General features: G+C 72.9%; 18 protein-coding genes and 2 rRNA genes (1 of these 20 running past the window's edge). 3 read left to right on the top strand and 17 right to left on the bottom strand.

The genetic code is table 11. From position 1 onward, the window contains the following. Positions 1-2: 2 nt before the first annotated feature. Entirely contained in the window at positions 3-374 is a 372-nt protein-coding gene (locus PVK74_RS02860) for a TM2 domain-containing protein (RefSeq protein ID WP_082930962.1), read from the top strand. 66 nt (positions 375-440) lie between these two features. Here the strand turns inward: PVK74_RS02860 and PVK74_RS02855 are convergent, their stop codons facing one another. The 13 genes from PVK74_RS02855 to PVK74_RS02795 form a co-directional block, all read right to left on the bottom strand. Beyond that, the gene (locus PVK74_RS02855) at positions 441-1,046 is read right to left on the bottom strand and encodes an NUDIX domain-containing protein (protein WP_043324895.1); all 606 of its coding nucleotides are present in this window, start codon (positions 1,044-1,046) and stop codon (positions 441-443) included. Continuing rightward, on the bottom strand, positions 1,043-2,773 hold the full coding sequence (locus tag PVK74_RS02850) for a CTP synthase (RefSeq protein ID WP_043324896.1): 1,731 nt from the start codon (positions 2,771-2,773) through the stop codon (positions 1,043-1,045). Before PVK74_RS02850 ends, PVK74_RS02855 begins: the two co-directional genes overlap by 4 nt. Before the next feature lie 303 nt (positions 2,774-3,076). Continuing rightward, a complete protein-coding gene (locus PVK74_RS02845; protein WP_113974874.1) occupies positions 3,077-5,485 on the bottom strand; it encodes a hypothetical protein in 2,409 nt (802 codons plus the stop codon). Then, complete coding sequence (locus PVK74_RS02840; protein ID WP_064446399.1) at positions 5,485-6,618, bottom strand: glycosyltransferase family 4 protein; 1,134 nt, start codon at positions 6,616-6,618, stop codon at positions 5,485-5,487. The genes PVK74_RS02845 and PVK74_RS02840 overlap by 1 nt, the downstream gene beginning before the upstream one ends. Then, on the bottom strand, positions 6,615-8,312 hold the full coding sequence (murJ, locus tag PVK74_RS02835; RefSeq protein WP_043324898.1) for a murein biosynthesis integral membrane protein MurJ: 1,698 nt from the start codon (positions 8,310-8,312) through the stop codon (positions 6,615-6,617). The genes PVK74_RS02840 and murJ overlap by 4 nt, the downstream gene beginning before the upstream one ends. A gap of 1 nt (position 8,313) precedes the next feature. After that, positions 8,314-9,177: a hypothetical protein gene (locus tag PVK74_RS02830; RefSeq protein ID WP_274478081.1), complete on the bottom strand. Its 864-nt coding sequence runs from the start codon at positions 9,175-9,177 to the stop codon at positions 8,314-8,316. Between the two features lie 59 nt (positions 9,178-9,236). Then, the gene (locus tag PVK74_RS02825) at positions 9,237-10,175 is read right to left on the bottom strand and encodes a copper transporter (RefSeq protein ID WP_069089175.1); all 939 of its coding nucleotides are present in this window, start codon (positions 10,173-10,175) and stop codon (positions 9,237-9,239) included. Between the two features lie 28 nt (positions 10,176-10,203). Beyond that, positions 10,204-11,382, bottom strand: coding sequence for a putative cytokinetic ring protein SteA (steA, locus tag PVK74_RS02820; protein WP_030502674.1), 1,179 nt, complete (start codon positions 11,380-11,382; stop codon positions 10,204-10,206). A gap of 118 nt (positions 11,383-11,500) precedes the next feature. Then, positions 11,501-13,258 carry a DNA repair protein RecN gene (gene recN / locus PVK74_RS02815; RefSeq protein WP_274478080.1) on the bottom strand — a complete coding sequence of 586 codons (1,758 nt, stop codon included), beginning with the start codon at positions 13,256-13,258 and terminating at the stop codon, positions 11,501-11,503. Positions 13,259-13,859: 601 nt separating this feature from the next. Then, on the bottom strand, positions 13,860-14,744 hold the full coding sequence (locus tag PVK74_RS02810) for an NAD kinase (protein ID WP_064446404.1): 885 nt from the start codon (positions 14,742-14,744) through the stop codon (positions 13,860-13,862). Next, on the bottom strand, positions 14,741-15,589 hold the full coding sequence (locus tag PVK74_RS02805) for a TlyA family RNA methyltransferase (RefSeq protein WP_104115246.1): 849 nt from the start codon (positions 15,587-15,589) through the stop codon (positions 14,741-14,743). The genes PVK74_RS02810 and PVK74_RS02805 overlap by 4 nt, the downstream gene beginning before the upstream one ends. Before the next feature lie 21 nt (positions 15,590-15,610). Beyond that, the gene (locus PVK74_RS02800) at positions 15,611-15,838 is read right to left on the bottom strand and encodes a hypothetical protein (protein ID WP_030502668.1); all 228 of its coding nucleotides are present in this window, start codon (positions 15,836-15,838) and stop codon (positions 15,611-15,613) included. Beyond that, the gene (locus PVK74_RS02795; RefSeq protein WP_247301758.1) at positions 15,835-16,413 is read right to left on the bottom strand and encodes a phasin family protein; all 579 of its coding nucleotides are present in this window, start codon (positions 16,411-16,413) and stop codon (positions 15,835-15,837) included. Before PVK74_RS02795 ends, PVK74_RS02800 begins: the two co-directional genes overlap by 4 nt. A 112-nt stretch (positions 16,414-16,525) precedes the next feature. On the opposite strand from PVK74_RS02795, the gene PVK74_RS02790 reads away from it, so the two are divergent. Beyond that, positions 16,526-16,861, top strand: coding sequence for an SCP2 sterol-binding domain-containing protein (locus tag PVK74_RS02790; protein ID WP_043324901.1), 336 nt, complete (start codon positions 16,526-16,528; stop codon positions 16,859-16,861). A 42-nt stretch (positions 16,862-16,903) separates the two neighbouring features. Here the strand turns inward: PVK74_RS02790 and PVK74_RS02785 are convergent, their stop codons facing one another. Together PVK74_RS02785 and PVK74_RS02780 are read right to left on the bottom strand one after the other, a co-directional pair. Next, a complete protein-coding gene (locus PVK74_RS02785) occupies positions 16,904-17,899 on the bottom strand; it encodes an HAD-IIA family hydrolase (RefSeq protein WP_210872633.1) in 996 nt (331 codons plus the stop codon). A 71-nt stretch (positions 17,900-17,970) separates the two neighbouring features. Then, positions 17,971-19,062, bottom strand: a complete 1,092-nt coding sequence (locus PVK74_RS02780; protein ID WP_420800513.1) for a tetratricopeptide repeat protein — start codon at positions 19,060-19,062, stop codon at positions 17,971-17,973. Here PVK74_RS02780 and PVK74_RS02775 point away from each other — a divergent pair. Next, on the top strand, positions 18,967-20,565 hold the full coding sequence (locus PVK74_RS02775) for a hypothetical protein (RefSeq protein ID WP_274478079.1): 1,599 nt from the start codon (positions 18,967-18,969) through the stop codon (positions 20,563-20,565). The two genes, PVK74_RS02780 and PVK74_RS02775, sit on opposite strands and share 96 nt — an antisense overlap. 94 nt (positions 20,566-20,659) lie before the next feature. On the opposite strand, the gene rrf is transcribed toward PVK74_RS02775, so the two are convergent. Next, positions 20,660-20,776, bottom strand: a 5S ribosomal RNA gene (gene rrf, locus PVK74_RS02770). Between the two features lie 74 nt (positions 20,777-20,850). Beyond that, positions 20,851-23,949: ribosomal RNA gene (locus PVK74_RS02765) — 23S ribosomal RNA — on the bottom strand; it runs 10 nt beyond the window's last position.

Raw genomic sequence — 23,949 nt, 5'->3', positions numbered from 1 at the left:
GCATGGGCCAGGCTGGCCGGTGGAGACGTCATCAGCCGACAGGACAGAGTTCGGTAAATATCCTTCCACGACCGGGGTGCCGGGGCCGACAGGACGCGAGTCGATCACTATTGTGTCCGCTCATGACCACTCCTTACCAGCAGTACCCGCAGGGCGTCTCGGACAAGAGCAAGGTCGTCGCGGGTGTGCTCCAGATCCTCCTCGGCGGCTTCGGCATCGGCCGGTTCTACATGGGCGACACCAAGACCGGTGTCATCCAGCTCATCGTCACGCTCGTGACGTGCGGCATCGGCGCGATCTGGGGCCTCGTCGACGGCATCCTGATCCTCGTCAACGGCGGTGTCGACGGGCAGGGCCGCCCGCTGCGCGACTGACCACCGCAACGGAAAGGGGCCGCCCGGCGCACAGCGCCGCGCGGCCCCTTCGTCGTCGGTTCCCGATCAGCGCGGCAGCGGCGCCTCCGGCCGGCGCAGCTCGGTGAAGCCGGTCTCCCGCGCGCGGGCCGCGGCGAGCAGCCCGGCCACGCAGGACGCGTTGGTGATCTCACCGGCCAGCACCATCCGCACCGCCTCGTCCAGGTCCACGCGGACCACCTGGAGGTCGGCCTCCTCGTCGTGCCGGTCGTGCCGCTGCTCCGCCGGCACCTCGGCCAGCTCGCGGGCCAGGAACACCCGGACCACCTCGTCGGAGAAGCCGGGCGAGCTGTGCAGGTCCACGAGCACGTCCACGCGCGCCGCGGTCAGGTCGGCCTCCTCGGCCAGCTCCCGCAGCGCCGCGGCGGCCAGGTCCTCGCCGCCGACGTCCATCAGCCCGGCGGGCAGCTCCCACAGGTGCCGGCCGACCGGGTGCCGGTACTGGCGGATCAGCACCACCTGACCGGCGTCGTCGAGCGCCACCACGGCGACCGCGCCGACGTGCCGCACGTAGTCCCGGGTCGCCTCGCCGCCACCGGGCATGGTGACGTCGTCGCTGACCACGGAGAAGATCCGGCCGGACCAGATCTGGCGGCGCGCGGTCACCTCGTACCGGTGCTCGACGCCGCTCACTTGGCCTGGGCCTTGGCGCCGCCGCCGCGGCCGGCCTTCTTCGCCGCGCCGTCCAGGTCCACCGGCAGCTGGTCGGCCTGCGAGTACGCCACGGCGGCGCCGACGAACGCGGCGAACAGCGGGTGCGGGCGGGTGGGGCGGCTCTTCAGCTCCGGGTGCGCCTGGGTGGCCACGAAGAACGGGTGCAGGTTGCGGTCCAGCTCGACGAACTCCACGAGCCGCCCGTCCGGCGAGGTGCCGGAGATCGTCAGCCCCGCCTTGGTGAGCTGGTCCCGGTAGGCGTTGTTCACCTCGTACCGGTGGCGGTGCCGCTCGCTGACCTCGGTGCTGCCGTACGCCTCGGCGACGATCGACCCCTCGGCGAGCTTCGCCGGGTACGCCCCGAGCCGCATGGTGCCGCCCAGGTCGCCGCGGCCGGCCACGATGTCCTCCTGGTCGGCCATGGTGGCGATGACCGGGTGCACGGCCTCCTCGTCGAACTCCAGGGAGTTCGCGCCGTCCAGGTTGGCCAGGTGACGGGCCACCTCGATGGTCATGCACTGCAGGCCGAGGCAGAGGCCGAGCAGCGGGATGCCGTTCTCCCGCGCGTACCGGGCGGTGCCGACCTTGCCCTCGATGCCGCGTACGCCGAAGCCGCCGGGGATGACGATGCCGTCGACGCCGGACAGCGCGGCGGCCGCGCCGGCCGCCGTCACGCAGTCGTCGCTGGGCACCCACTTGAGCTTCACCCGGGCGCGGTGGCCGAACCCGGCCGCCCGGATCGCCTCGCTCACCGACAGGTACGCGTCGGGCAGGTCGACGTACTTGCCGACGAGCGCGACGGTGATCGTGTGCCGCGGCTGGTGCACCCGCTCCAGCAGGTCGTCCCAGCGGGTCCAGTCGACGTCGCGGAACGACAGGCCGAGCCGGCGCACCACGTACGCGTCGAGGCCCTCCCGGTGCAGCACCTTCGGGATGTCGTAGATGCTCGGCGCGTCCGGGGCGGCGGTGACCGCCTCCCGGTCGACGTCGCAGTACAGCGACAGCTTCTCCTTGACCTTGTCCGGGATCTCCCGGTCGCAGCGCAGCACCAGCGCGTCGGGCTGGATGCCGATGCTGCGCAGCTGCGCCACCGAGTGCTGGGTCGGCTTGGTCTTCAGCTCGCCCGACGGCGCCAGGTACGGCACCAGCGACACGTGCAGGTAGAAGCAGTTGTCCCGGCCCAGGTCGTGGCGGATCTGCCGGATCGACTCCAGGAACGGCAGCGACTCGATGTCGCCGACGGTGCCGCCGACCTCGGTGATCACCACGTCGGGCACCTGGCCGTCGGCGTCCGGGTCGGCCATGCCGCGGATGCGGGCCTTGATCTCGTTGGTGATGTGCGGGATGACCTGCACCGTGTCGCCGAGGTACTCCCCGCGCCGCTCCTTGGCGATCACCGCCGAGTAGATCTGGCCGGTGGTGACGTTCGCCTTGCCGGAGAGGTCCCGGTCGAGGAACCGCTCGTAGTGCCCGACGTCGAGGTCGGTCTCGGCGCCGTCCTCGGTGACGAAGACCTCGCCGTGCTGGAACGGGTTCATCGTCCCGGGGTCGACGTTCAGGTACGGGTCGAGCTTCTGCATCACCACGCGCAGTCCGCGCGCGGTCAGCAGACTGCCGAGGCTGGAGGCGGTGAGGCCCTTACCCAGCGAGGAGGCGACGCCCCCGGTGACGAAAATGTGCCTGGTCGTCCGTGCTGTAGGGGCCAAGGCCTGCTCCCGTGTCGTCCGTAGCGGTCGTGCGAACCGCCGTGCCGATCAGACAAGTGATCACGCGATCCACGGGATTCCACGGTAACACCATCCGGACCGTGAGCCGGCGTCGCACCCGCTGTCGGCGCACGTGAGGCCCGTGCCGGCCCTCGTGCGGCGCTCTTCCGTGCCCCGTCCGGGCCCTTGATCGACACCACCCCGCCGATGTGGTGCCTTCCACAGGGCCTTGACCCCGCCACCTCCCCGATCTGGCGAGGGCGCGGCGGGGGGCGGCACGCCCGCGCGGGCAGCGCGGGCCGGTCAGCCGGCGGGGACCTCCGAGGAGGCCGGGGTCGGCTGTGCGGGGACCCGCGCCCCGGCGCCGGGCGATGCGTTCGGCGTTTCCGTGCCGGCCGGGCCCTGCCGACCCGGTCCGGCCGGCTCCCCGGCCTCCCCCGGATCGCCCACACCGTCACCGGCCGGACCGTCGCCCGCCGACCCACCATCACCAGCACCGTCACCGGCCGACGGAGCACCGTCAGGCGGGCCGCCGGCAGCGGGGCCGCCTCGGGAAGGGCTGTCCGGGCCGCCCGGTGGTACCGCGTCCGTCTCGCCGCCAGGGCGGCCGCTGTCGGGCAGCGTACGGTCGGTGGAGTGGTCGAGCACCCGCAGCGCCGACAGCGCCGCCATGGGCACCACGAGCGCCGCCGCCGCGCCGGCCACGTCCAGCGCCGAGCCGCCCAGCACGCCGCCCAGCCCGACGGCCACGCCGGTGCCGGCCATCGCGGCCCGGATCGCCGGGTAGATGCCGAACAGCCGCATCAGGCCGCCCCACGGCTGCAGCAGCGCCAGCCAGACCAGCGCCGCCCCGGCCAGGGCCAGCACGGTGAGCGGGCTGTTCACCAGCGTCTGGATGTTGGAGTCGCCGGAGCGGTGCACGGTGAGCCCCCCGGTGCCGTCGCCGAGCGCGGCCAGGAACCGGCCCAGGCTTCCCCGCTCGTCGGCGGGACGGCCCAGGTCGACCAGGGCGAAGCCGATGGTGACCGCGAGCGCGGCCATGGTGGCCCAGGCCAGTCGGCTCACGGTGAGCCAGCCGCCGGTGCAGATGGCGGCGGCGACGCTGACGCCGGCGGTGAGCGCGATCGCGCCGATCGAGTCGGCGCCCAGGTACGGGCTGCCCACGATCACCACTGCCAGTCCGCCGACGGCCACCATCACCATCGGCCGCCAGCCCTTGCGGAACCGCTGGGCGAGCCAGCCGCCGCACAGCAGTGATCCGGCGACGAACACGCCCAGCCCGACGGTGCCGAGCCCGGCGTACCGGCCGCCCTCCAGCGCGGAGTAACCGACCACGCCGTTGAGCTGCAGCCGGGAGCCGGTGAGCACGTCCACGCCGACCACGAGCGTGGCCAGCCCGGCGACCGCGCCGAGCGGGCCGAGCGTGCGCTCGTGCCCGGGGCTGAACCGGACCAGGGCGGTGCCGCCGACGACGAGCAGCGCGGTCACCGAGGCGTACCAGACGCCGGCGTGGCTGCCGCGCCACCAGGGCACGGCGTCGGCCAGCAGCGCCGCGGGCACGGCCAGCGCCGCGGCGATGAGCAGCAGCTCCACCACGGCGACGACGCGCCGGGACACCGGTTCCGGTCCGTGCGGGCCGGCGAGGCGGCGGGCCCGGCGTAGCAGCGGCAGCACCGCCACCGCGAGGGCCAGCTGGGCGGCGGCGAGCAGGGTGAAGAACCAGCCGGCGACGCGCCGCTGGGCGGCGGCCTCCCGGTCCGCGTCGGCCGACGCCTCGATCGCGGCCCGCAGGTCGTCGGGCCGGTCGTCGGCGGTGACCGCGGGACGGCCGACGAAGGCCCGTTCCGGGGCCGGCCGGTCGAGTACGGCGAGCACGGTCGGGGCCAGGTCGACCAGTTGCAGGTAGCCGGATCGGGCGGTGCTCGGCGAGGTCAGCCAGCCGCCCGTCCAGCCGGGGCCGTCGGCGATCGCGACGTGCAGCCGCGCCGGGTTGTCGGTGTCGGAGACGCCCGCGACCAGCACCAGTGAGCGCGGCGGCCGGGCGGCGAGGACCCGGGCCAGCCGGGCGTCGGCCTGCCGCGCCTGGGCGGCCCGTACGGCCGGGTCGTCGTCGTCGACGGTGCCGGCGTCGACGATGCTCAGCACGCAGGAGCCGAGCAGTTCCGCCGGGTTCTCGGGCAGCGTGGGCGCGTACCTGTCGACCCGGCCGAACGGACGGGCGGCGGCCACGGCGGCGCCCGGCCCCACCGCCACCGAGCAGCGCACCGACTCGGCCAGCGCGCCGGGCTTGGCGCCCCAGGCGAGCTGTTCCTGGTTGTGCGCCACGACGCTGGGCTGGTCGGGCAGGTTCGCGCCGATGCCGTCGGGCCGTTCCACAGTCACGCCGGCCGCCGGGCAGCCACCGCCCGGACGGGCGCCCGGCCAGGCGGCGAAGTTCCCGGCGCCGAGGGTGAGCCAGCCGTCGACGGGGCAGGTGGGCCGGTGCGCGGACCGCACCGACAGGGAGCCGATCGCGCCCTGCTCGGCCATCCGCCACAGCGTCGGCGTGTTCTCCGGGTCGACGTCGTCCCAGCGCAGGCCGGCCGCGCCGACGAGGACCACGAAGTCGGCGCCGGGCCGGTCCGCGCCGCGGTCCGGCCGGGCGGCCAGCGCGGTGATGCCCAGCGCCACCACGACCAGGGTGAGCAGGACCGGGGTCAGTCGGCGCAGCATCAGCGGTTCCCGGCGGAGTGCTGCGGTGTCAGCTCGGCGTAGAGGTCGGCGAGCGCGGCCACGGTGTCCGCCTCGGTGGGCCAGGTCGCGGCCCGGGCCAGGCCGCGCCGGCCCACCTCGGCCCGGCGTACGGGGTCGTCGAGCAGGTCGCGCACCGCCGCGTCGACGGCGTCCACGTCCCCGGGCGGCACCAGCACGGCCCCGTCGCCGACCAGCTCCGGCAGCCCGCCGACGGCGGTCGCGACGAGCGGTACGCCGGCCCGCAGCGCCTCCTGGGCGAACAGCTGCCGGGCCTCCCAGTCGCTGGTCACCACGGCGAGGTCGGCGCCGGCCAGCAGGTCCGCCACGTCGGTGCGGTGCCCGAGCAGCGTCACCGGCGCGCGGGCGGCCGAGATCCGGGCGGCCAGCGGCAGATACGCGGGTCCGCTGCCGGCGATCACCACGACCGGGGCGGGGGTACGGGTGCGCCAGCGGGCGGCGGCGTCGATGAGCACGTCGTACCGTTTCTGCGGGTGCAGCCGGCCCACCGAGAGGATCAGCGGGCGGTCGGCGGTGACGCCGAACTCGGCGCGGACGGCGGCGCGGCGGCGGCCCGGCGGCGGCAGCGTGGGCGCGGCGACCGGGGCCAGGCGCGCGTCGGCGGCGCCCAGCGCGGCGGCGCGGTCGACCAGGTCGGCGGAGGCGCCCAACGCGACCCGCACGGACCGGGCGACGATCCGCTCGACCAGCCGGGACGCCGCGCCGCGCAGCCCTTTCGCGAGGACCGCGTTGTGCCAGGTGACGACGAGCGGCGCGGTGGGGCGGGCGAGCGCCGCGACCAGACCGGCGCGCAGCCCGTGCGCGTGCACCACGTCGACGGGTGTGTCCGCGAGCGCCCGGCGCAGCGCGGTGACCGCGCGCGCGTCGCCCGGCGTGGGGCTGGCCGGGATCTCCACCGGGGTGAACCGGGCGCCGACGCCGGTGAAGCCGAACTGCTCCTCGGTGGCGGCCGGTCCGCACACCAGCACCGACGCTCCGGCCTCGGTGAGTCCCCCGGCGATCGAGCGCACGTGCTGCCCGACCCCGCCGGTGCTGGAGGCGAGCACGAGGGCCACCGACCCGGGCCAGCGCGGTGCGGGCGAGGCGTCCGTCATGAGGAAACGGTCTCCTTTCCGTCGCCCCGCTCGCCGGGGTGCTGCTGCGCCGGCGGGCCGTCGTCCCCGCCGGCCGGGCGTCGCCGGCGCAGCCGGCGGGTCACGGTCGCGAGCAGCGGCCGCAGGTCGCGGGCGTCGGTCAGCCAGGCGACGGCGAGGAACAGGACACCGACCACGACCCCGGACAGCATGCCCTGCGCGAGGGCCTGCGGTGTCGTCGGGGTGCCGTCACCGAGCCCGGCGAGTCCCGCCGCGACGGCCGCCCCGCCCGCTCCGGCGACCACGGCGGCGAGCAGTCCGGCGGCGCCGGCCCGGCCGATCCCGGCGAGCGCCTCGCCGCCGGCGGCACGCCGGACCGCGACGATCAGCAGCGCGCCGAGCAGCACCATGCCGGCGGAGGTCGCCAGCGTCACCGCGAGGACCCGGTCGGCCAGCGGCAGCGCCTGGGCGAACAGGAGGGCGAACGCGGGCACGCTGAGCCATCCGAGCGCGGTCGCGACGGTGGCCGCGCGGGTCTCGCCGCGGGCGTACAGGGCGCGGGTGAGGACCGCGAACAGGCCGTAGCCGAGCAGGCCGGGCGCGAACCCGGCGATCCCGGCTGCGGCGGTACGCGCGTCCAGGGGGTCGGCGAAGAAGAAGTGCCCGACCGGGATCGCGGTGCCGACGAGCGCGGCGGCGCCGAGCAGGCTGAACAGCACCACGCCGCGTACCGCCGGGGCGAGCGTGTCCCGGTAGGCGCGCTCGTCGCCGGTGGCCCGGGCCGCGACGAGCGTCGGGTACGCGGCCACCGCCAGCGGCACGGCCAGCACCGCCCAGGGCAGGAAGTAGACGGTCTGGGCGAGGTTGTAGACGCCGACGTCGGCGGTCCGGCCGTAGGTGACCTGGTTGAGCGCTACCACCAGGGCGATCTGCTGGGCGGCGACGGTGACCACCCCGGCGACGGCCAGGCCGCCGACCCGGGCCCGGGCGTCGGCCGGGAACCGGTAGCCCGGCCGGATCCGGAGCTTCAGCCGGCGCAGCGGGATCAGCAGCGACAGCGAGAGCACCACCACGCCGAGTGTGGTGCCGGCGGACAGCAGCAGCTCGCCGCCGCGCCCGGCCTCGCCGATCGTGGCCAGCCGCCCCTCGGTCGCGGTGAAGGCGAGGTAGACGCCGATCACGCTGATGCTCGACAGCAGCGGCGCGATCACTGGCCAGGCGAACCGGCGGTGCGCCTGGAGCACACCGGTGAGCACGATGCCCACGCCGTAGAGCGGCAGCTGCGGCGCGAAGACGCGCAGCATCCGGGCCCCGGACGCCTGCTGCGCCTCGCTGAGACCGTCTCCGATCAGGCCCGGCAGCGGGTCGGCGAAGATCGCCACCAGGACCGCCAGCGGCACCAGCAGCGTCAGCGTCCAGGTCAGCAGCGCCCCGGTGGTGGCGGCCACCGCACGCCGGTCACCGGCCTCGACCGCGCCGGCCAGCAACGGTACGACGAGACTGGCCAGCGCCCCGCCCGCGACGATCTCGAAGATGAAGTTCGGGACGTAGTTGGCCACCAGGTAGGCGCCGCCGAGGTCGCTGGTGGACAGCGTCCAGGTGAACACGGCGGTGCGGCCGAAGCCGGCGAGCCGGCTGACCACGGTGAGCACGGCGATGAGGGCGGCCGCCCCGGCGACCCGGCCGGCGGCGGCGAGAGGAGCCGGTTTCGTCACGTCAGTCGGGCAGCCGGCCCAGTTCGTCGAGGTGCCGCAGCCCCGGTGTGGACGCGATGACCTGGGTGAAGCTGACCTTCTCGCTGGCGGCGGTGAGCGCGGCGAGCACGGCCAGCACGCCGGCGCGGCCCAGCGGCCCGGTACGCGCGGCCAGGCTCACGCCGAGCAGCGCGCCGAGCGCGTTCGCGCCGCTGTCCCCGACCATCACCCGCTCGCCCAGGTCGTCCCCGACCAGCGCGGCCGACGCGCCCACCGCGCCGGCCGCGATGCCGCCGTGCGGGCCGGTGGTCAGCGGCGCGCCGAGCAGCATGCCGGACTTCAGCGCCCGGCCGGGGCGCAGGTCGAGCAGGTTGACCAGGTTGGCGGTGCCGGCCACCACGCCGGCGCCGAGCAGCACGTCGAGCCCGCGGCCGACCGCCCCGGCGCGCCGGCGGCGCGGGTGCGCGGCGACCCGCCGGTCGACGGCGAGCAGCGCCGCGGCGGCGAGCCCGGCCACACCGACCCCGGCGACCTTCACCAGCCCGGCGGTGACCTGGCCCTCGCGCAGCGCGGCGAGGTGCCCGGCGAAGCCCTTGGCGGCCTTCTGCTCAGGGCGTGCGCCGACCACGTCGTCGTAGAGGCCGACAGCGCCCGCGCCCAGCCCGGCGACGAGCGCGGCGGCGCCGGCCGGTGCGCTGCCGGCGCCCAGCGCGCCTCCGGTCGCCGCGCCCACGGCGAGGGCCGGACCGGCGGCCAGGGTCACCGTGCGGCCCCGGTAGTTGGTGCGCTCCAGCGCCGGCCCGCCCGGCGACGTGCGCGTCTGGCGCAGCGTGTAGCGGGCGGCCAGCACCCCCGCGCCCACGGCGAGCAGCCGACCCAGTCTCACGGGACCTCCTCGATCCGGACTTCGAACGCGACGCGGCACGGACCGGGCGGCCCGAGCGGTCACCGGGGCAGTGTAGGCACCCGGGAGGCGGCGTTGTCGCCCACGCCGTACTGGCCGGTCTTCTTCTCGGTGAGCTGCTGCGCCAGGGCGAGGCTGGTGGCCAGCTGCCCCTGCACGGTGTTGGCGTTGTCGACGGTGGAGATGGTCTGCGACAGCACCGGGTCGCCGCGGACCACGGAGACCAGGTTCCCGCCGGTCGAGCCCATGCCGGCGACCACCAGCGCGCCGGCCCGGTCGAACTCCACGGCGATCTTCACCACCGACTCGTCCTTCTTGGCCGAGTCCTTGTCCACGTACGGCTGGCCGGTGACCATCACGACCGCCTCGGCGGCGGTGGAGATCTTGTCCGCCGGGGTGAGGTAGCCGGCGGTGGCGTACTGCTCCAGCACCGTGCGCCGGTCGGTCTCGCTGGCCGCCGGGGTGCCCGCGGGACGGTCGACCAGGACGTTCGCCAGCAACGCGCTCGAGGTCTCCACGCCGTGCCCGTTGCCGGGCAGGTTGATGGCGGGGGACGTGTTCGGCCGGGCGGTGACCGCCAGTTCCAGCAGGTTGTTGTTGCTGTCCGGGTTGACGAACTTGTCCTGCACGTCGATGCGGCCGGTGACGTCCGCGCCGGCGGTCTGCAGCATCTTCACCACGCCCTCGGCCTGGTCGCGGCCGCTGGGCAGGGTGAGCACCAGCACCCGACGGCCGGTCAGCTTGCCGGGCAGGACGAGCTGGGCCACCTCGGCGGCGAAGTCCTCCTCGGTCTCCAGCTGCTTCTGCATGCTGTTGACCGACTGGCGCATCAGCGAGTTGTCCTTGCGCAGGCCGTTGACGTTCTCCCGGAGCGAGTCGGCGACCGGCCCGTTGAGGGCGGCCGTGCCGACCACCAGGCCGATCGCCAGCGCCAGGAACACCGCGGTCAGGGACACCACGTGGTAGCGAAAGTTGATCACGCTTGCAGCCTCTTGATCGTCGGGGGAGCTAGAAGAGCTGGCCGAGCTGGAACACGAAATTGTCCCACCATTCGGAGACCACGCCCAAATACGCCTTCCCGACGGTGGAGACCGCCACCGCGGAGGCCATCGCGGCCACCGCCGACAGGACCAGCAACAGCAGCGACGAACCGGAGATGCTCTGCCGGTAGAGCCGGCTGACGCCCTTGGCGTCGACCAGCTTGCCGCCCACCTTCAGCCGGGTCAGGAACGTCGACGCCATGCCGCCGCGCCCCTTGTCCAGGAACTCCACCAGGGTGGCGTGGGTGCCGACGGCCACCAGCAGCGACGCGCCCTTCTCGTCGGCCAGCAGCATGGCGAGATCCTCGCTGGTGGCCGCCGCCGGGAACGTGATCGCCGGTACGCCGAGCCCGTTGACCCGGGCCAGGCCGGGCGCCCGCCCGTCCGGGTAGGCGTGCACGATCACCTCGGCGCCGCAGCGCAGCACGTCGTCGGTGACCGAGTCCATGTCGCCGATGATCATGTCCGGGGTGTAGCCCGCCTCGACCAGCGCGTCGGCCCCGCCGTCGACGCCGATCAGCACCGGCTTGAACTCCCGGATGTACGGGCGCAGCACGTCCAGGTCGGCCTTGTAGTCGTAGCCGCGCACCACGATCAGGCAGTGCCGGCCCTGGATCTGGGTCTGGATCTCCGGCACGCCGACGCCGTCGAGCAGCAGATCGCGTTCCTGCCGCAGGTAGTCCATCGTGTTGGCGGCGAACGCCTCCAACTGCACCGACAGGCCCTCCCGGGCGTCGGCCATCGACTTGGCCACGGTCTCGGCGTCCTGCAGCGTGCCGTGCGCGACCGGCTCCTCGCCGACGAACACGGTGTTGCCCTCGATGCGGACCCGGTCACCCTCGCGGACCTGCTCGAAGACGCTCTCGCCGAGATCGTCCAGCAGCGGGATGCCGGCCGAGATCAGCACCTCCGGGCCGAGGTTGGGATAGCGGCCGGAGACCGACGGCTTGGCGTTGAGCACCGCCGCCACACCCACCGCGACGAGCGAGTCGGCCGCCACCCGGTCCAGGTCGACGTGGTCGATGACCGCGATGTCGCCGGGGCGCAGCCGCCCGACCAGCCGTTTCGTCCGGCGGTCGAGGCGCGCGGTGCCGACGATGGAGCCCGGCTCCGGGTTCCGGCTCCGGCGCAGTATGGGTAGACGCATCGTGACCATCCTGGCATGTGAGGCAGGTTTTGCTGTCGCGACATGCCTGAGCAGGGCCGCCTACCCAGGGAAGCACACCGGAACCCGCGCCGGTGTGCTTGCGCTCACAATCGGGGTATCACGGACGCCTTTCCTTGGCCGCCACGGCCAGGAGCTCCTCGGCATGGGCGATACCCAGATCCGAGTCCGGCAAACCGGCGAGCATCCGGGCCAGTTCCCGGGCGCGCTCGGTGTCCTCCACCACGCGCACCCCGCTCGTGGTGACCGCTCCCCCGGTGTCCTTGGCCACCACCAGGTGCCGGTCGGCGAACGCGGCGACCTGCGGCAGGTGGGTGACCACGAGCACCTGATGACTGCGGGCCAGCCGGGCCAGCCGGCGGCCGATCTCCACCGCGGCCTGACCGCCGACACCCGCGTCGACCTCGTCGAACACCAGCGTGGGCGGGCCGCCGGAACCGGCGAAGACCACCTCGATGGCGAGCATCACCCGGGACAGCTCGCCGCCGGAGGCGCCCTTCTGCAACGGCAGCGCCGGCGCGCCCGGGTGGGCCAGCAGCCGCAGCTCCACCTCGTCGGCGCCGTCCGCGCCGACGCCGGTCTCGACGCCGTTGACCAGCAGGCTCGGCTCGGACCGGCCCGCCGGACGGGGCAGCACCGCCACCTCGATCCGGGCATGCGGCATGGCCAGCCCGGCCAGCTCGACGGTGACCTCCTCGGCGAAGCGGACCGCGGCCTCCCGCCGGGACGCCGACACCCGGCCGGCGAGGTCGGCCACCTCACCGGCGAGCCGGGTGGCCTCGCGGTCCAGCTCGTCCAGCAGTTCGTCGGAGGTGTCCAGATCGGACAGCCGCGTGCGGGCCCGCTCGGCCCACGCCACCACGCCGTCGACGTCGTCGGCGTACTTGCGGGTGAGCCCGCGCAACGCGGCCCGCCGCTCGTAGACGGTCTGCAGGCGGGCCGGGTCGGCGTCCAGCGCGGCCAGGTAGGTGGACAGCTCCGCGGCCACGTCGGTGACCAGCGTGGCGGCCTCCTCCAGCCGGGCCGCCAGCTCGCCCAGCGCCGGGTCGGTGCCGGCCTGCGCCTCCAGCGTGCGCCGCGCGGTGCCCAGCAGCGCCGTCGCGTCCGGCGCGTCGTCGGCCGCCTCGACGCCGCCGGCCACGCACTGCTGCGCCACCTGCGCGGCGGTACGCAGCCCCTCGGCGTGCTCCAGCCGCTGCGCCTCCGCCTTCAGCTCGTCGTCCTCCCCCGGCTGCGGATCGACCCGGGTGATCTCGTCCAGGCCCAGCCGCAGCAGGTCGGCCTCCTGGTTGCGTTCGCGCGCGTTGCGCCGCCGGTCGGCCAGGTCGTCGACGACGGTGCGCCACCTGGCGTACGTCTCGCGCAGCGCGTCGAGCAGCTTCTCGTGCTCGGGCCCGGCGAACCGGTCGAGCGAGGCGCGCTGCTCGGCCGGGCGCAGCAGCCGCAGCTGGTCGGACTGGCCGTGCACGGCCAGCACCTGCTCGCCGACCTCACCGAGCGTGGACACCGGCATGGCCCGCCCGCCCAGATGCGCGCGGGAGCGCCCCTCGATGGTCACGGTGCGGCTGAGCAGCAGCGAGCCGTCCTCGTCGGGCTCACCACCGGCGTCGAGGATGCGGGCGTGCACCGACTCGGCCACCCGCCCACCGAGGCGCAGCCGGCCCTCCACCACGGCGCGGCCCGGCTGGGCGCGCACCCGGCCGGCGTCGGCGCGGCCGCCGAAGAGCAGGCCGAGGCCGGTCACCACCATGGTCTTGCCGGCGCCGGTCTCGCCGGTGATGACGTTCATCCCCGCGGCCAGCGGCAGCGTGGTGTCCTCGATGACGCCCAGTCCGGTGATGCGCAGCTCTTCCAGCACAGCACCCGACAGTAGCCCCGCCGTGTGACAGTTGACCAGCCGGCAGGTCGAGCCGCGGGCACCCGACCCCGGACGAGGAGGAGCTCCACCGCAGCCCGGTACGGGCGGACACGGCCCGGGCCGGTGAGTTCGCGCAGCGGCTGGGCCACCGACCGGCCGTGGTGGACGGTCGCACCGCGACCTGCCCACTGGTGCACGGCGGCCGGCCGACCTGATGGCCGCCGCACCGGCGACATGTCGCCAGGTGGACACGAGCACAGCGCGGTAGAGGGCCGGGACGCCGGAGATCGCGTCGCCCAGCTCGCGCGCCGCCGCTTCCTCCGGCGGCGGCTGCACGACCTGTCCGCCCGACCGGGGTCGACACCCGATCGGGCGCGGCGCGCCGGTCCGCCCGCCGCGGCCGGCTACGACACTCCGGCGTCCCGACCGTCGCGGCCCCGACCACCCCCTGGCCGAGCCCGCGACATCCGGGCCACGCATCCGGAAGCGGCGGGCCTCACCGCCGCACCCGGACTCACCTCATCGCGGCCCGTACGCCCACCGTAACGTGCGCGGCGGCCCGGACCGGTGGTCCGAACGGAGGTTTCCGCTGATCCGTCGGTCAGCGACGGTTGCCCCGCCAGCCCTGGACGGGCAGGTCGAACTTGGCCACCAGCCGGTCGGTGAACGGACGCGCCCGCAACCGCACGATGCGCACCGGCAACGTGCCCCGGCGCACCGTGACCCGGGCGCCCGGCGGCAGGTCGTAGACACGCCGGCCGTCGCAGCAGAGCACCGCGAGGGTGGTGAACGGGTCGACGGTGATGACGAACGTCGACGTCGGCGCGGTCACCAGCGGGCGGCTGAACAACGCGTGCGCGCTGATCGGCACCAGCAGCAGCGCCTCCACCTCGGGCCAGACCACCGGCCCGCCGCCGGAGAACGCGTACGCGGTGGAGCCGGTCGGGGTCGCGCAGATCACGCCGTCGCAGCCGTACCGGGACAGCGGCCGGCCGTCCACGTCGACGAGCAGCTCCAGCATCTGGGCGCGCTCGCCCTTCTCCACGCTGATCTCGTTCAGCGCCCACGACTCGATGGTCGGCCCGCCGTCGAACTCGGCGGTGACGTCCAGCGTGAGCCGTTCGTCCACGCTGTAGTTACGCTCGACCACGTCACGTACCGCGGTGTCCAGGTCGTCGATCTCCGCCTCGGCGAGGAAGCCGACCTTGCCCAGGTTGATGCCCAGCAACGGGACCTTCGTCGGACGGGCCAGCTCGGCCGCGCGCAGGAACGTGCCGTCCCCGCCCAGCGCGAAGACGATCTCGGCGCCCTCGGCCGCCTCCGGGCCGGTCACCGGCACCACACCGGGCAGGTCCAGGTCGTCGGCCTCCTCGGCCACCACCCGCACCTCGAAACCGGCGGCGATCAGGTCGGCGGCCACCGCGCGCGCGTGCTCGGTGCTGCGTCGACGGCCGGTGTGCGTCACCAGCAGCGCGGTGCGGCTCACCCGGACACCTCCTCGGTCGTGGCCGCCGTGGTGGCGGCGCCCTGCGGGCCGGCGGCCACCACCGCGCGGACCCGCTCCGGGTCCGCGGCGGGCGCGTCCCCGCGCAACCATACGAAGAACTCGACGTTGCCGCTCGGCCCGGGCAGCGGGCTGGCCGCCACTCCGGCCAGGCCCAGGCCGAGCCCGGCGGCCGCGGCGGCCACGTCGAGCACCGCCTCGGCGCGCAGCGCCGGGTCGCGGACCACGCCGCCGGCGCCGACGCGCTCCTTGCCGACCTCGAACTGTGGCTTGACCATCAGCGCCAGGTCGCCGCCGGGGCCGGTGCACGCGGCCAGCGCGGGCAGCACCAGACGCAGCGAGATGAACGACAGGTCGGCCACCGTCAGGTCGACCGGGCCGCCGATCGCCTCCGGCGTGAGCGTACGCACGTTCGTACGCTCGAACACCCGGACCCGCTCGTCGGTGCGCAGCGACCAGGCGAGCTGCCCGTAGCCGACGTCCACGGCGACCACCTCGGCCGCGCCGCCGCGCAGCAGCACGTCGGTGAACCCGCCCGTCGACGCGCCCGCGTCCAGGCAGCGCCGGCCGGTGACGGTCAGCCCGCCGGGGGCGAACGCGGCGAGCGCGCCGGCCAGCTTGTGGCCGCCCCGGGAGACGTACTCGTCGGCCGGGTCCTCTCCGGTCACCAGCAGCGGATCGGCCGGGTCGACCATCGCCGCGGGCTTGCGTGCCCGCACTCCGCGCAGCTGGACGCGACCGGCCTCCACGAGCGCGGCGGCCTGTTCCCGGGAGCGGGCCAGCCCGCGCCGGACCAGTTCGGCGTCCAGCCGGGTACGACGAGCCATCAGGTGTGTCTCCGCCTCTGCTCAGGCCTGGTCGATGGTGGCGAGGGTCTCGCGCAGCGTCTCGTACGCCGCCTCGTACTGGGCGATCTGGTCGGCCGGGGCGAGCGCCTCGGCGTTGGCCATGCCGAGCACCGCGGCGTCCACCGCCGGGTGCCGCGCCTCGCCGACCTCCTCGGCCGGCGCGGGGCGTACCCCCGGGGGTGGTCCGGGCCGCGGGCCCGGCGGCGGACCGGGCCGCGGCGCGGTCACGAGCCGGCCGCCCGGCGGCCGGTGGCCTTCCTCGCCGGCCGGGCGGGCGCGGCGGGCGAGCCGTCGGCGGGGGTACGGGCCATGGTGGCGGGCGGCTTCTTCGCGATCGCCTTCTTGGCCACCGTCTTCTTCGCCACCGCCTTCGTCGGCGCCGTTGCCGCGGACTCGGCGGTCGGCGGCGCGGTCGCGCCGGACGGCGCGGTGGCGGTCCCGGCCGGCGCGGAGGCGGGCTCGGACGATCCGGCGGGCGGCGTCTCGCCGGGCCCGAGGTTGCCGCGCGCCTCGCGTAGCTGCCGCTCCAGGTCGTGCACCCGGCGGGTCAGCTCGGCGACCTCGTCGGCGGTGGCCAGCCCGACCGCGCCCAGCGCCCGGTCCACCTCGAAGCGGACCAGCTTGGTCAGCGACTCCCGGTTCGCCAGGCCAGTGGCCACCAGCTCCTCGGCGAGCGTCTGGATCTGGGCGGCGGTCGCGCCACCCTGACCGACGACGCGCATGACCGCGTCCTGTGCCTTCTTCCGGGGCGCCTCCGTCAGGCCCATGGCCAGCTCGAGGTAGGCGCGCCACGCGTCCTGCATGCCTGAGTCCTTCCGCGGGGCGAGGTGTGCAGGTGCCACGCTACCGGGCACCCCGGACGCCCCATTGCGGTACGGTGCCGGGAAACGGCGTGGTTCGTGGTGAGGAGACGATGTGGCCAGCGTGGACGAGTGCCGGCAGGCGTTGCAGGACCTGGCCGCGCGGCTGGACCGCAACGCCGAGGCGCAGGGACGCATCGACCTGGACCGCACGCTGGCCTGCCGGATCACCGATCTCGGCACCGCGTTCCACGGGCGGCTGGAGGGCGGGCGGCTGGTCGACCTGGCCGACGGCGACGACCCGAAGGCGAAGATCGCGCTGAGCACCGGCAGTGACGACCTGGTCGCGCTGGTGAACGGCCGCCTCGACGTGATGTCGGCGGTCGCGTCCCGGCGCGTCTCGATCAAGGCGAACCCGTTCGACCTGATGAAGCTCCGCAAGCTGCTCTAGCCGGTCCACCGCGACCGCGCCGCCGTCGGGGTGCTTCGCCGCTCAGCCGTCGAGGCCGAACGCGGCGAGCGCCTCCGCCGCCGCCGGGGACTGCGCCCGCACGCGCGGCCCGGCCGACGCCGACCAGGCCACCGCGCAGAGCGCGGCGAGCGCCTCCAGCGGCGGTCCCGCGCCGTCGAGCACGAGGTCCGCGCCGGCTTCCGCCACCGACCAGCCGCCGGCGGTCGCCCGGCCCGGCACCGTCACCACCGCGTCCGGGTCGAAGAGCCCCGCCAGGTCGAACGAGACGTACGCGGGGCGGCGCTCCTCGGGCGCGGCCAGCAGCTCGGCGGCGTCGCTTACCCCGGTGAGCACCAGCAGGCTGTCCAGCCCGGCCCGGCGGGCGCCCTCGATGTCGGTGTCCAGCCGGTCCCCCACCACGAGCGTGCGCCCGGCCCCGGCCCGGCGCGCGGCGGTGGTGAACAGCGCCGGCTCCGGCTTGCCCACCACCACGTCGGGGTCGCGGCCCAGCGCGGTACGCAGCACCGCGACCAGCGAGCCGTTGCCCGGCAGCGGGCCGCGCGGGCTGGGCAGGGTGCGGTCGGTGTTCGTGGCGTACCAGGGCGCGCCCGCGCGTACCGCCAGGGACGCCTCGGCCAGGTCGGACCAGCCGACCTGCGGGCCGTAGCCCTGGGCCACGGCGGCGGGCTCCTCGTCGACGGTGGACACCGGCCGCAGGCCGACCGCGCGCAGCTCGGCCCGCAGCGCCTCCGCGCCGACCACGAGTACCGGCGCGCCCTCGGGCAGCCGGTCCCGGAGCAGCTCGGCGGTGGCCGCCGCGGAGGTGAGCACCTCCGCCGGCTGCGCCGGGACGCCCATGCCGGTGAGCAGGTCGGCGACCTCGCTGGAGCGCCGGGAGGCGTTGTTCGTCGCGTACGCGACGGCGCGCCCCTCGGCGTGCAGCCGGCCGACCGCCTCGACCGCGCCCGGGATGGGCCGGTCGATCAGGTAGATGACGCCGTCCAGGTCGAAGACGACAAGCGAGTACGCGTCGACCAGCCGGCCGGCCGCTCCGGCGCGGACGGGTCGCCCCTGGTCCGCGCCGGTAGCGGTGCCCCCGCCGTACCCGGTCACCGGCGCTCCGCCGCCTCGCCCTCGCCGGACGCGGCGTCGCCCGGTGCGGGCCGGTCGGCGTCGGCCTTCTCGGCCGGGGTGACTTCGGTGGCGTCCGCAGCCGCGACGGTGCTGCCCGGCGTGGCGGTGTCCGCGGTCGACGTGGCGGTGTCCTCGGACGTCGTGACGGCGGTCGGGGCGCCGGTGGCGAGCGAGCCGGCCTCGGCGTCGGTCAGCTCGTCGTCGGTCAGGTCGCCCGCGTCACGGTCCCGGTAGCCGGCCCGTGCCGCGTCGCCGCCGGTGCCCGACACGACGTCGTCGCTAAGCCGCGCGTCGTCCTCACGGTCGTCGTCATCGTCGTCGTCATCGTCGTCGTCATCGTCGTCATCGTCATCGTCATCGGCCGACGCCTCGGACGTGTCCGCGTCGTCCTCGGGCTCGTCGTCGCCCTCGATGACCACGCCGTCCAGCTCCAGCAGCCGCTCGGCGGCGTCGGTCTCCCCCTCGGAGTCGACGTCGGCGGCCCGGGAGAACCACTCCCGCGCCTCCTCGCGCCGGTCCACCGCCAGCAGCGCGTCCGCGTACGCGTAACGCAGTCGCGCCGCCCACGGCTCGGTCGAGTCGCCGGTCAGTTCGCGGACCTGCAGCATCGCCACGGCCGCGTCCTTCTGCCCGAGGTCGCCGCGCGCGCCGGCGGCCACGATGAGCAGTTCGATCGCGACGGCCTGGTCGAGCTTGTCCCGGTCGGCGCCGCGGAACAGGTCGATCGCCCGCTCCGGCCGGCCCAGCGCCCGCTCGCAGTCGGCCAGCACGGCCAGGTGGCTCTGCAGACCGCTCATCCGGTGGTACGTCCGCAGCTCGGCGATGGCCGTCTGCCACTCACCGGCGTGGTACGCGGCCAGTCCGACGGCCTCCCGCACGGCGGCGATCCGCGACGCGAGCCGGCGGGCCGCCATGGCGTGCGCCAGCGCCAGCGTCGGGTCCTCGTCGATCAGCAGCCCGGTCGCGACCAGGTGCCGGGCAACCGTCTCCGCAACCGGCTTGGCGAGGGAGAGCAGTTCCGCCCGGACGGCCGAGTCGAGGTCGCTCGCGACGACCTCGTCCGGCAACTCCGGCGCCTCACCGGTACGCCCTTCGCCGCGCTCGTCCCGGCGCTCCCGCTGCGGACCGAAGTTGCCACGGCGGTCGTCGCCGCCCGGCCGGTCACCGTAGCCACGGCGCTCACCGTCCCACTCGCCCCGGAAGCCGCCCGGCCGACGGTCGTCACGACGGTCGTCGCGGCGGAAGCCACCCTCACGGCGCTCGCCGCCGCGGAAGCCGCCCTCGCGGCGCTCGCCGCCGGCGTAGCTCTCCCGACGGTCGCCACCCTGGTGGCCGCCTTCGCGGCGGTCGCCACCGCGGAAACCGCCCTCACGACGCTCGCCGCCTTCGCGACGGTCCCCGCCCCGGAAGCCACCCTCACGGTCGCCACCGCGGAAACCGCCCTCACGACGCTCGCCGCCCTCACGACGGTCACCACCACGGAAGCCACCCTCACGGTCTCCACCACGGAAACCGCCCTCACGGCGCTCACCACCGCGGAAGCCGCCTTCACGACGCTCGCCGCCCCGGAAACCGCCCTCGCGACGCTCTCCGCCGCGGAAACCGCCGTCACGGTCACCGCCGCGGAAACCGCCGTCACGGTCACCGCTCCGGAAGCCACCCTCACGACGGTCACCGCCGCGGAAACCGCCCTCGCGGTCGCCACCGCGGAAGCCACCCTCACGACGCTCGCCACCGCGGAAACCGCCTTCCCGACGGTCACCGCCGGCGAAGCCACCCTCACGGCGCTCTCCGCCGCGGAAGCCGCCGTCACGGTCGCCGCCCCGGAAGCCGCCTTCACGACGGTCACCACCGCGGAAACCGCCGTCACGACGGTCACCGCCGGCGAAGCCACCCTCACGGCGGTCACCGCCGCGGTAGCCGCCGTCGCGGGTGCCGGCCTCACGGCGGTCGCCGCCCCGGAAGCCGCCCTCGCGACGCTCACCGCCCCGGAAGCCGCCGTCACGGGCACCACCTTCACGGCGGTCGCCACCGCGGAAGCCGCCCTCGCGATCGCCACTGCGGAAGCCACCCTCACGGCGGTCGCCGCCACGGGCGCCACTGTCACGGTCGCCGCCCCGGAACCCGCCTTCGCGACGGTCGCCGCCCGGACGGCTTCCGCTCCGGAAGCCACCCTCACGGTCGCCACCACGGAAACCGCCCTCGCGACGCTCACCACCGCCGAACCCGCCTTCACGACGGTCGCCACCGCGGAAGCCGCCCTCGCGATCGCCACTGCGGAAGCCGCCCTCGCGGCGGTCACCACCACGGAAGCCACCTTCACGGCGGTCACCACCACGGAAGCCGCCCTCACGGCGGTCACCACCGCGGAAGCCACCCTCGCGACGATCGCCGCCACGGGCGCCACTGTCACGGTCACCACCGCGGAAGCCGCCCGGGCGGTCGTCGCGGCCACCCCGGTACGAGGGACGGTCATCGCGACGGCCGTCGCGGCCGGCGTCACCACGCCCCTGGCCACGGTCGGCGCGATCCTCGTAACGACGGGGGCGGTCCCCGCCCTGGGGTCCTGAGCTCACAGGTACATCCTTCCTGATGGCGTTTCCGCCGAGAACGCTAACGCAGTCGAGGGCCGCCCCTGCTGGGGCGGCCCTCGACTGGAAGATTGTCCGGCGGTGTCCTACTCTCCCACACCCTCCCGAGTGCAGTACCATCGGCGCTGGAGGGCTTAGCTTCCGGGTTCGGAATGTGACCGGGCGTTTCCCCTCCGCCATGACCGCCGTAACTCTATGAACATGTCAACCAACCCTGTGGGTGATCGTTTGTTCAGAGTTGCACAGTGGACGCGTAGCAGCTTGGTAGTCAAGTCCTCGGCCTATTAGTACCGGTCAACTGAACCCGTTACCGGGCTTACATTTCCGGCCTATCAACCCAGTCGTCTAGCTGGGGGCCTTACCCCACAAAGTGGGTGGGATACCTCATCTTGAAGCGAGCTTCCCGCTTAGATGCTTTCAGCGGTTATCCCTTCCGAACGTAGCTAACCAGCCGTGCCCCTGGCGGGACAACTGGCACACCAGAGGTTCGTCCGTCCCGGTCCTCTCGTACTAGGGACAGCCCTTCTCAAGTATCCTACGCGCACGGCGGATAGGGACCGAACTGTCTCACGACGTTCTAAACCCAGCTCGCGTACCGCTTTAATGGGCGAACAGCCCAACCCTTGGGACCTGCTACAGCCCCAGGATGCGACGAGCCGACATCGAGGTGCCAAACCATCCCGTCGATATGGACTCTTGGGGAAGATCAGCCTGTTATCCCCGGGGTACCTTTTATCCGTTGAGCGACACCGCTTCCACATGCCAGTGCCGGATCACTAGTCCCGACTTTCGTCCCTGCTCGACCTGTCAGTCTCACAGTCAAGCTCCCTTGTGCACTTGCACTCAACACCTGATTGCCAACCAGGCTGAGGGAACCTTTGGGCGCCTCCGTTACCCTTTAGGAGGCAACCGCCCCAGTTAAACTACCCACCAGACACTGTCCCTGAACCGGATAACGGTCCGAAGTTAGATACCCAAATCAACCAGAGTGGTATTTCAAGATTGCCTCCACCCATACTGGCGTATAGGCTTCACCGGCTCCCACCTATCCTACACAAGCTAATTCAGATACCAATGTCAAGCTATAGTAAAGGTCCCGGGGTCTTTCCGTCCTGCCGCGCGTAACGAGCATCTTTACTCGTACTGCAATTTCGCCGGGCCTGTGGTTGAGACAGTGGGGAAGTCGTTACGCCATTCGTGCAGGTCGGAACTTACCCGACAAGGAATTTCGCTACCTTAGGATGGTTATAGTTACCACCGCCGTTTACTGGCGCTTAAGTTCTCCGCTTCGCCCCGAAGAGCTAACAGGTCCCCTTAACGTTCCAGCACCGGGCAGGCGTCAGTCCATATACATCGAATTACTTCTTCGCATGGACCTGTGTTTTTAGTAAACAGTCGCTTCCCCCTGCTCTCTGCGGCCATACAACGCTCCACCCGCGCGGGGCTTCACGTCTCCGGCCCCCCTTCTCCCTAAGTTACGGGGGCAATTTGCCGAGTTCCTTAACCACAGTTCGCCCGATCGCCTCGGTATTCTCTACCTGACCACCTGTGTCGGTTTGGGGTACGGGCCGCTAAGAACTCGCTAGAGGCTTTTCTCGGCAGCATAGGATCACTGACTTCACCTGAATCGGCTCGGCATCACGTCTCAGCCCCATGTGTCGCGGATTTGCCTACGACACGGCCTACACGCTTACCCCGGCACAACCACCGGCCGGGCTCAGCTACCTTCCTGCGTCACCCCATCGCTTGACTACTACCCGCCAGGTTCCCACGCTCCCCACCTTTGGTCCGAAGACCGCCGGCAGTTCGGGTGGTTAGCACAACGAGGTTCGTCAGGGTCGCTCTTTCGCGGGTACGGGAATATCAACCCGTTGTCCATCGACTACGCCTCTCGGCCTCGCCTTAGGTCCCGACTCACCCAGGGCGGATTAGCCTGGCCCTGGAACCCTTGGTCATCCGGCGGAAGGGTTTCTCACCCTTCTTTCGCTACTCATGCCTGCATTCTCACTCGTGCCGCGTCCACAACTGGGTCACCCCGCTGCTTCACCCCCGGCACGACGCTCCCCTACCCATCCACACACCTGCACCTGGCATCAAGGCCAGGCGAAGTTAAAATGTGAATGCCACAGCTTCGGCGGTGTGCTTGAGCCCCGCTACATTGTCGGCGCGGAACCACTTGACCAGTGAGCTATTACGCACTCTTTAAAGGGTGGCTGCTTCTAAGCCAACCTCCTGGTTGTCTATGCGACCCCACATCCTTTTCCACTTAGCACACGCTTAGGGGCCTTAGCTGGTGATCTGGGCTGTTTCCCTCTCGACTACGAAGCTTATCCCCCGCAGTCTCACTGCCGCGCTCTCACTTACCGGCATTCGGAGTTTGGCTGATTTCGGTAAGCTTGTGGGCCCCCTAGACCATCCAGTGCTCTACCTCCGGCAAGAAACACGCGACGCTGCACCTAAATGCATTTCGGGGAGAACCAGCTATCACGGAGTTTGATTGGCCTTTCACCCCTAACCACAGGTCATCCCCCAACTTTTCAACGTTGGTGGGTTCGGCCCTCCACGCGGTCTTACCCGCGCTTCAGCCTGCCCATGGCTAGATCACTCCGCTTCGGGTCTAGAGCATGCGACTAAAAACGCCCTATTCAGACTCGCTTTCGCTACGGCTCCCCCACACGGGTTAACCTCGCCACATGCCACTAACTCGCAGGCTCATTCTTCAAAAGGCACGCCGTCACCCCGCAAGGCTCCGACGGATTGTAGGCGAACGGTTTCAGGTACTATTTCACTCCCCTCCCGGGGTACTTTTCACCATTCCCTCACGGTACTCGTCCGCTATCGGTCACCAGGAAGTATTTAGGCTTACCAGGTGGTCCTGGCAGATTCACGGCAGATTTCAGGAGTCCGCCGCTACTCGGGAACACCCACAGAAGACCAGCAACTTTCACCTACCGGACTATCACCGTCTACGGTCAGCCATTCCAGACTGTTCGACTAACCACTGGCTTTGTAACTTCTCGAACAAGTGTCAGCTTGCTCAGCAGGGTCCCACAACCCCGACCACGCAACCCCTGACAGGTATCACACGCAGCCGGTTTAGCCTCAATCCGCTTTCGCTCGCCACTACTCACGGAATCACTAAATTGTTTTCTCTTCCTACGGGTACTGAGATGTTTCACTTCCCCGCGTTCCCCCCACACACCCTATGTGTTCAGGTGCGGGTGACATCACATGACTGATGCCGGGTTTCCCCATTCGGACACCCTGGGATCACAGCTTGGTTGACAGCTCCCCCAGGCCTATCGCGGCCTCCCACGTCCTTCATCGGCTCCTGGTGCCAAGGCATCCACCGTTCGCCCTTGA

This window comes from Micromonospora chalcea, assembly GCF_028768405.1.
Classification (GTDB): Bacteria; Actinomycetota; Actinomycetes; order Mycobacteriales; family Micromonosporaceae; genus Micromonospora; species Micromonospora chalcea.
This window is presented reverse-complemented; position numbering and strand designations above follow the sequence as displayed.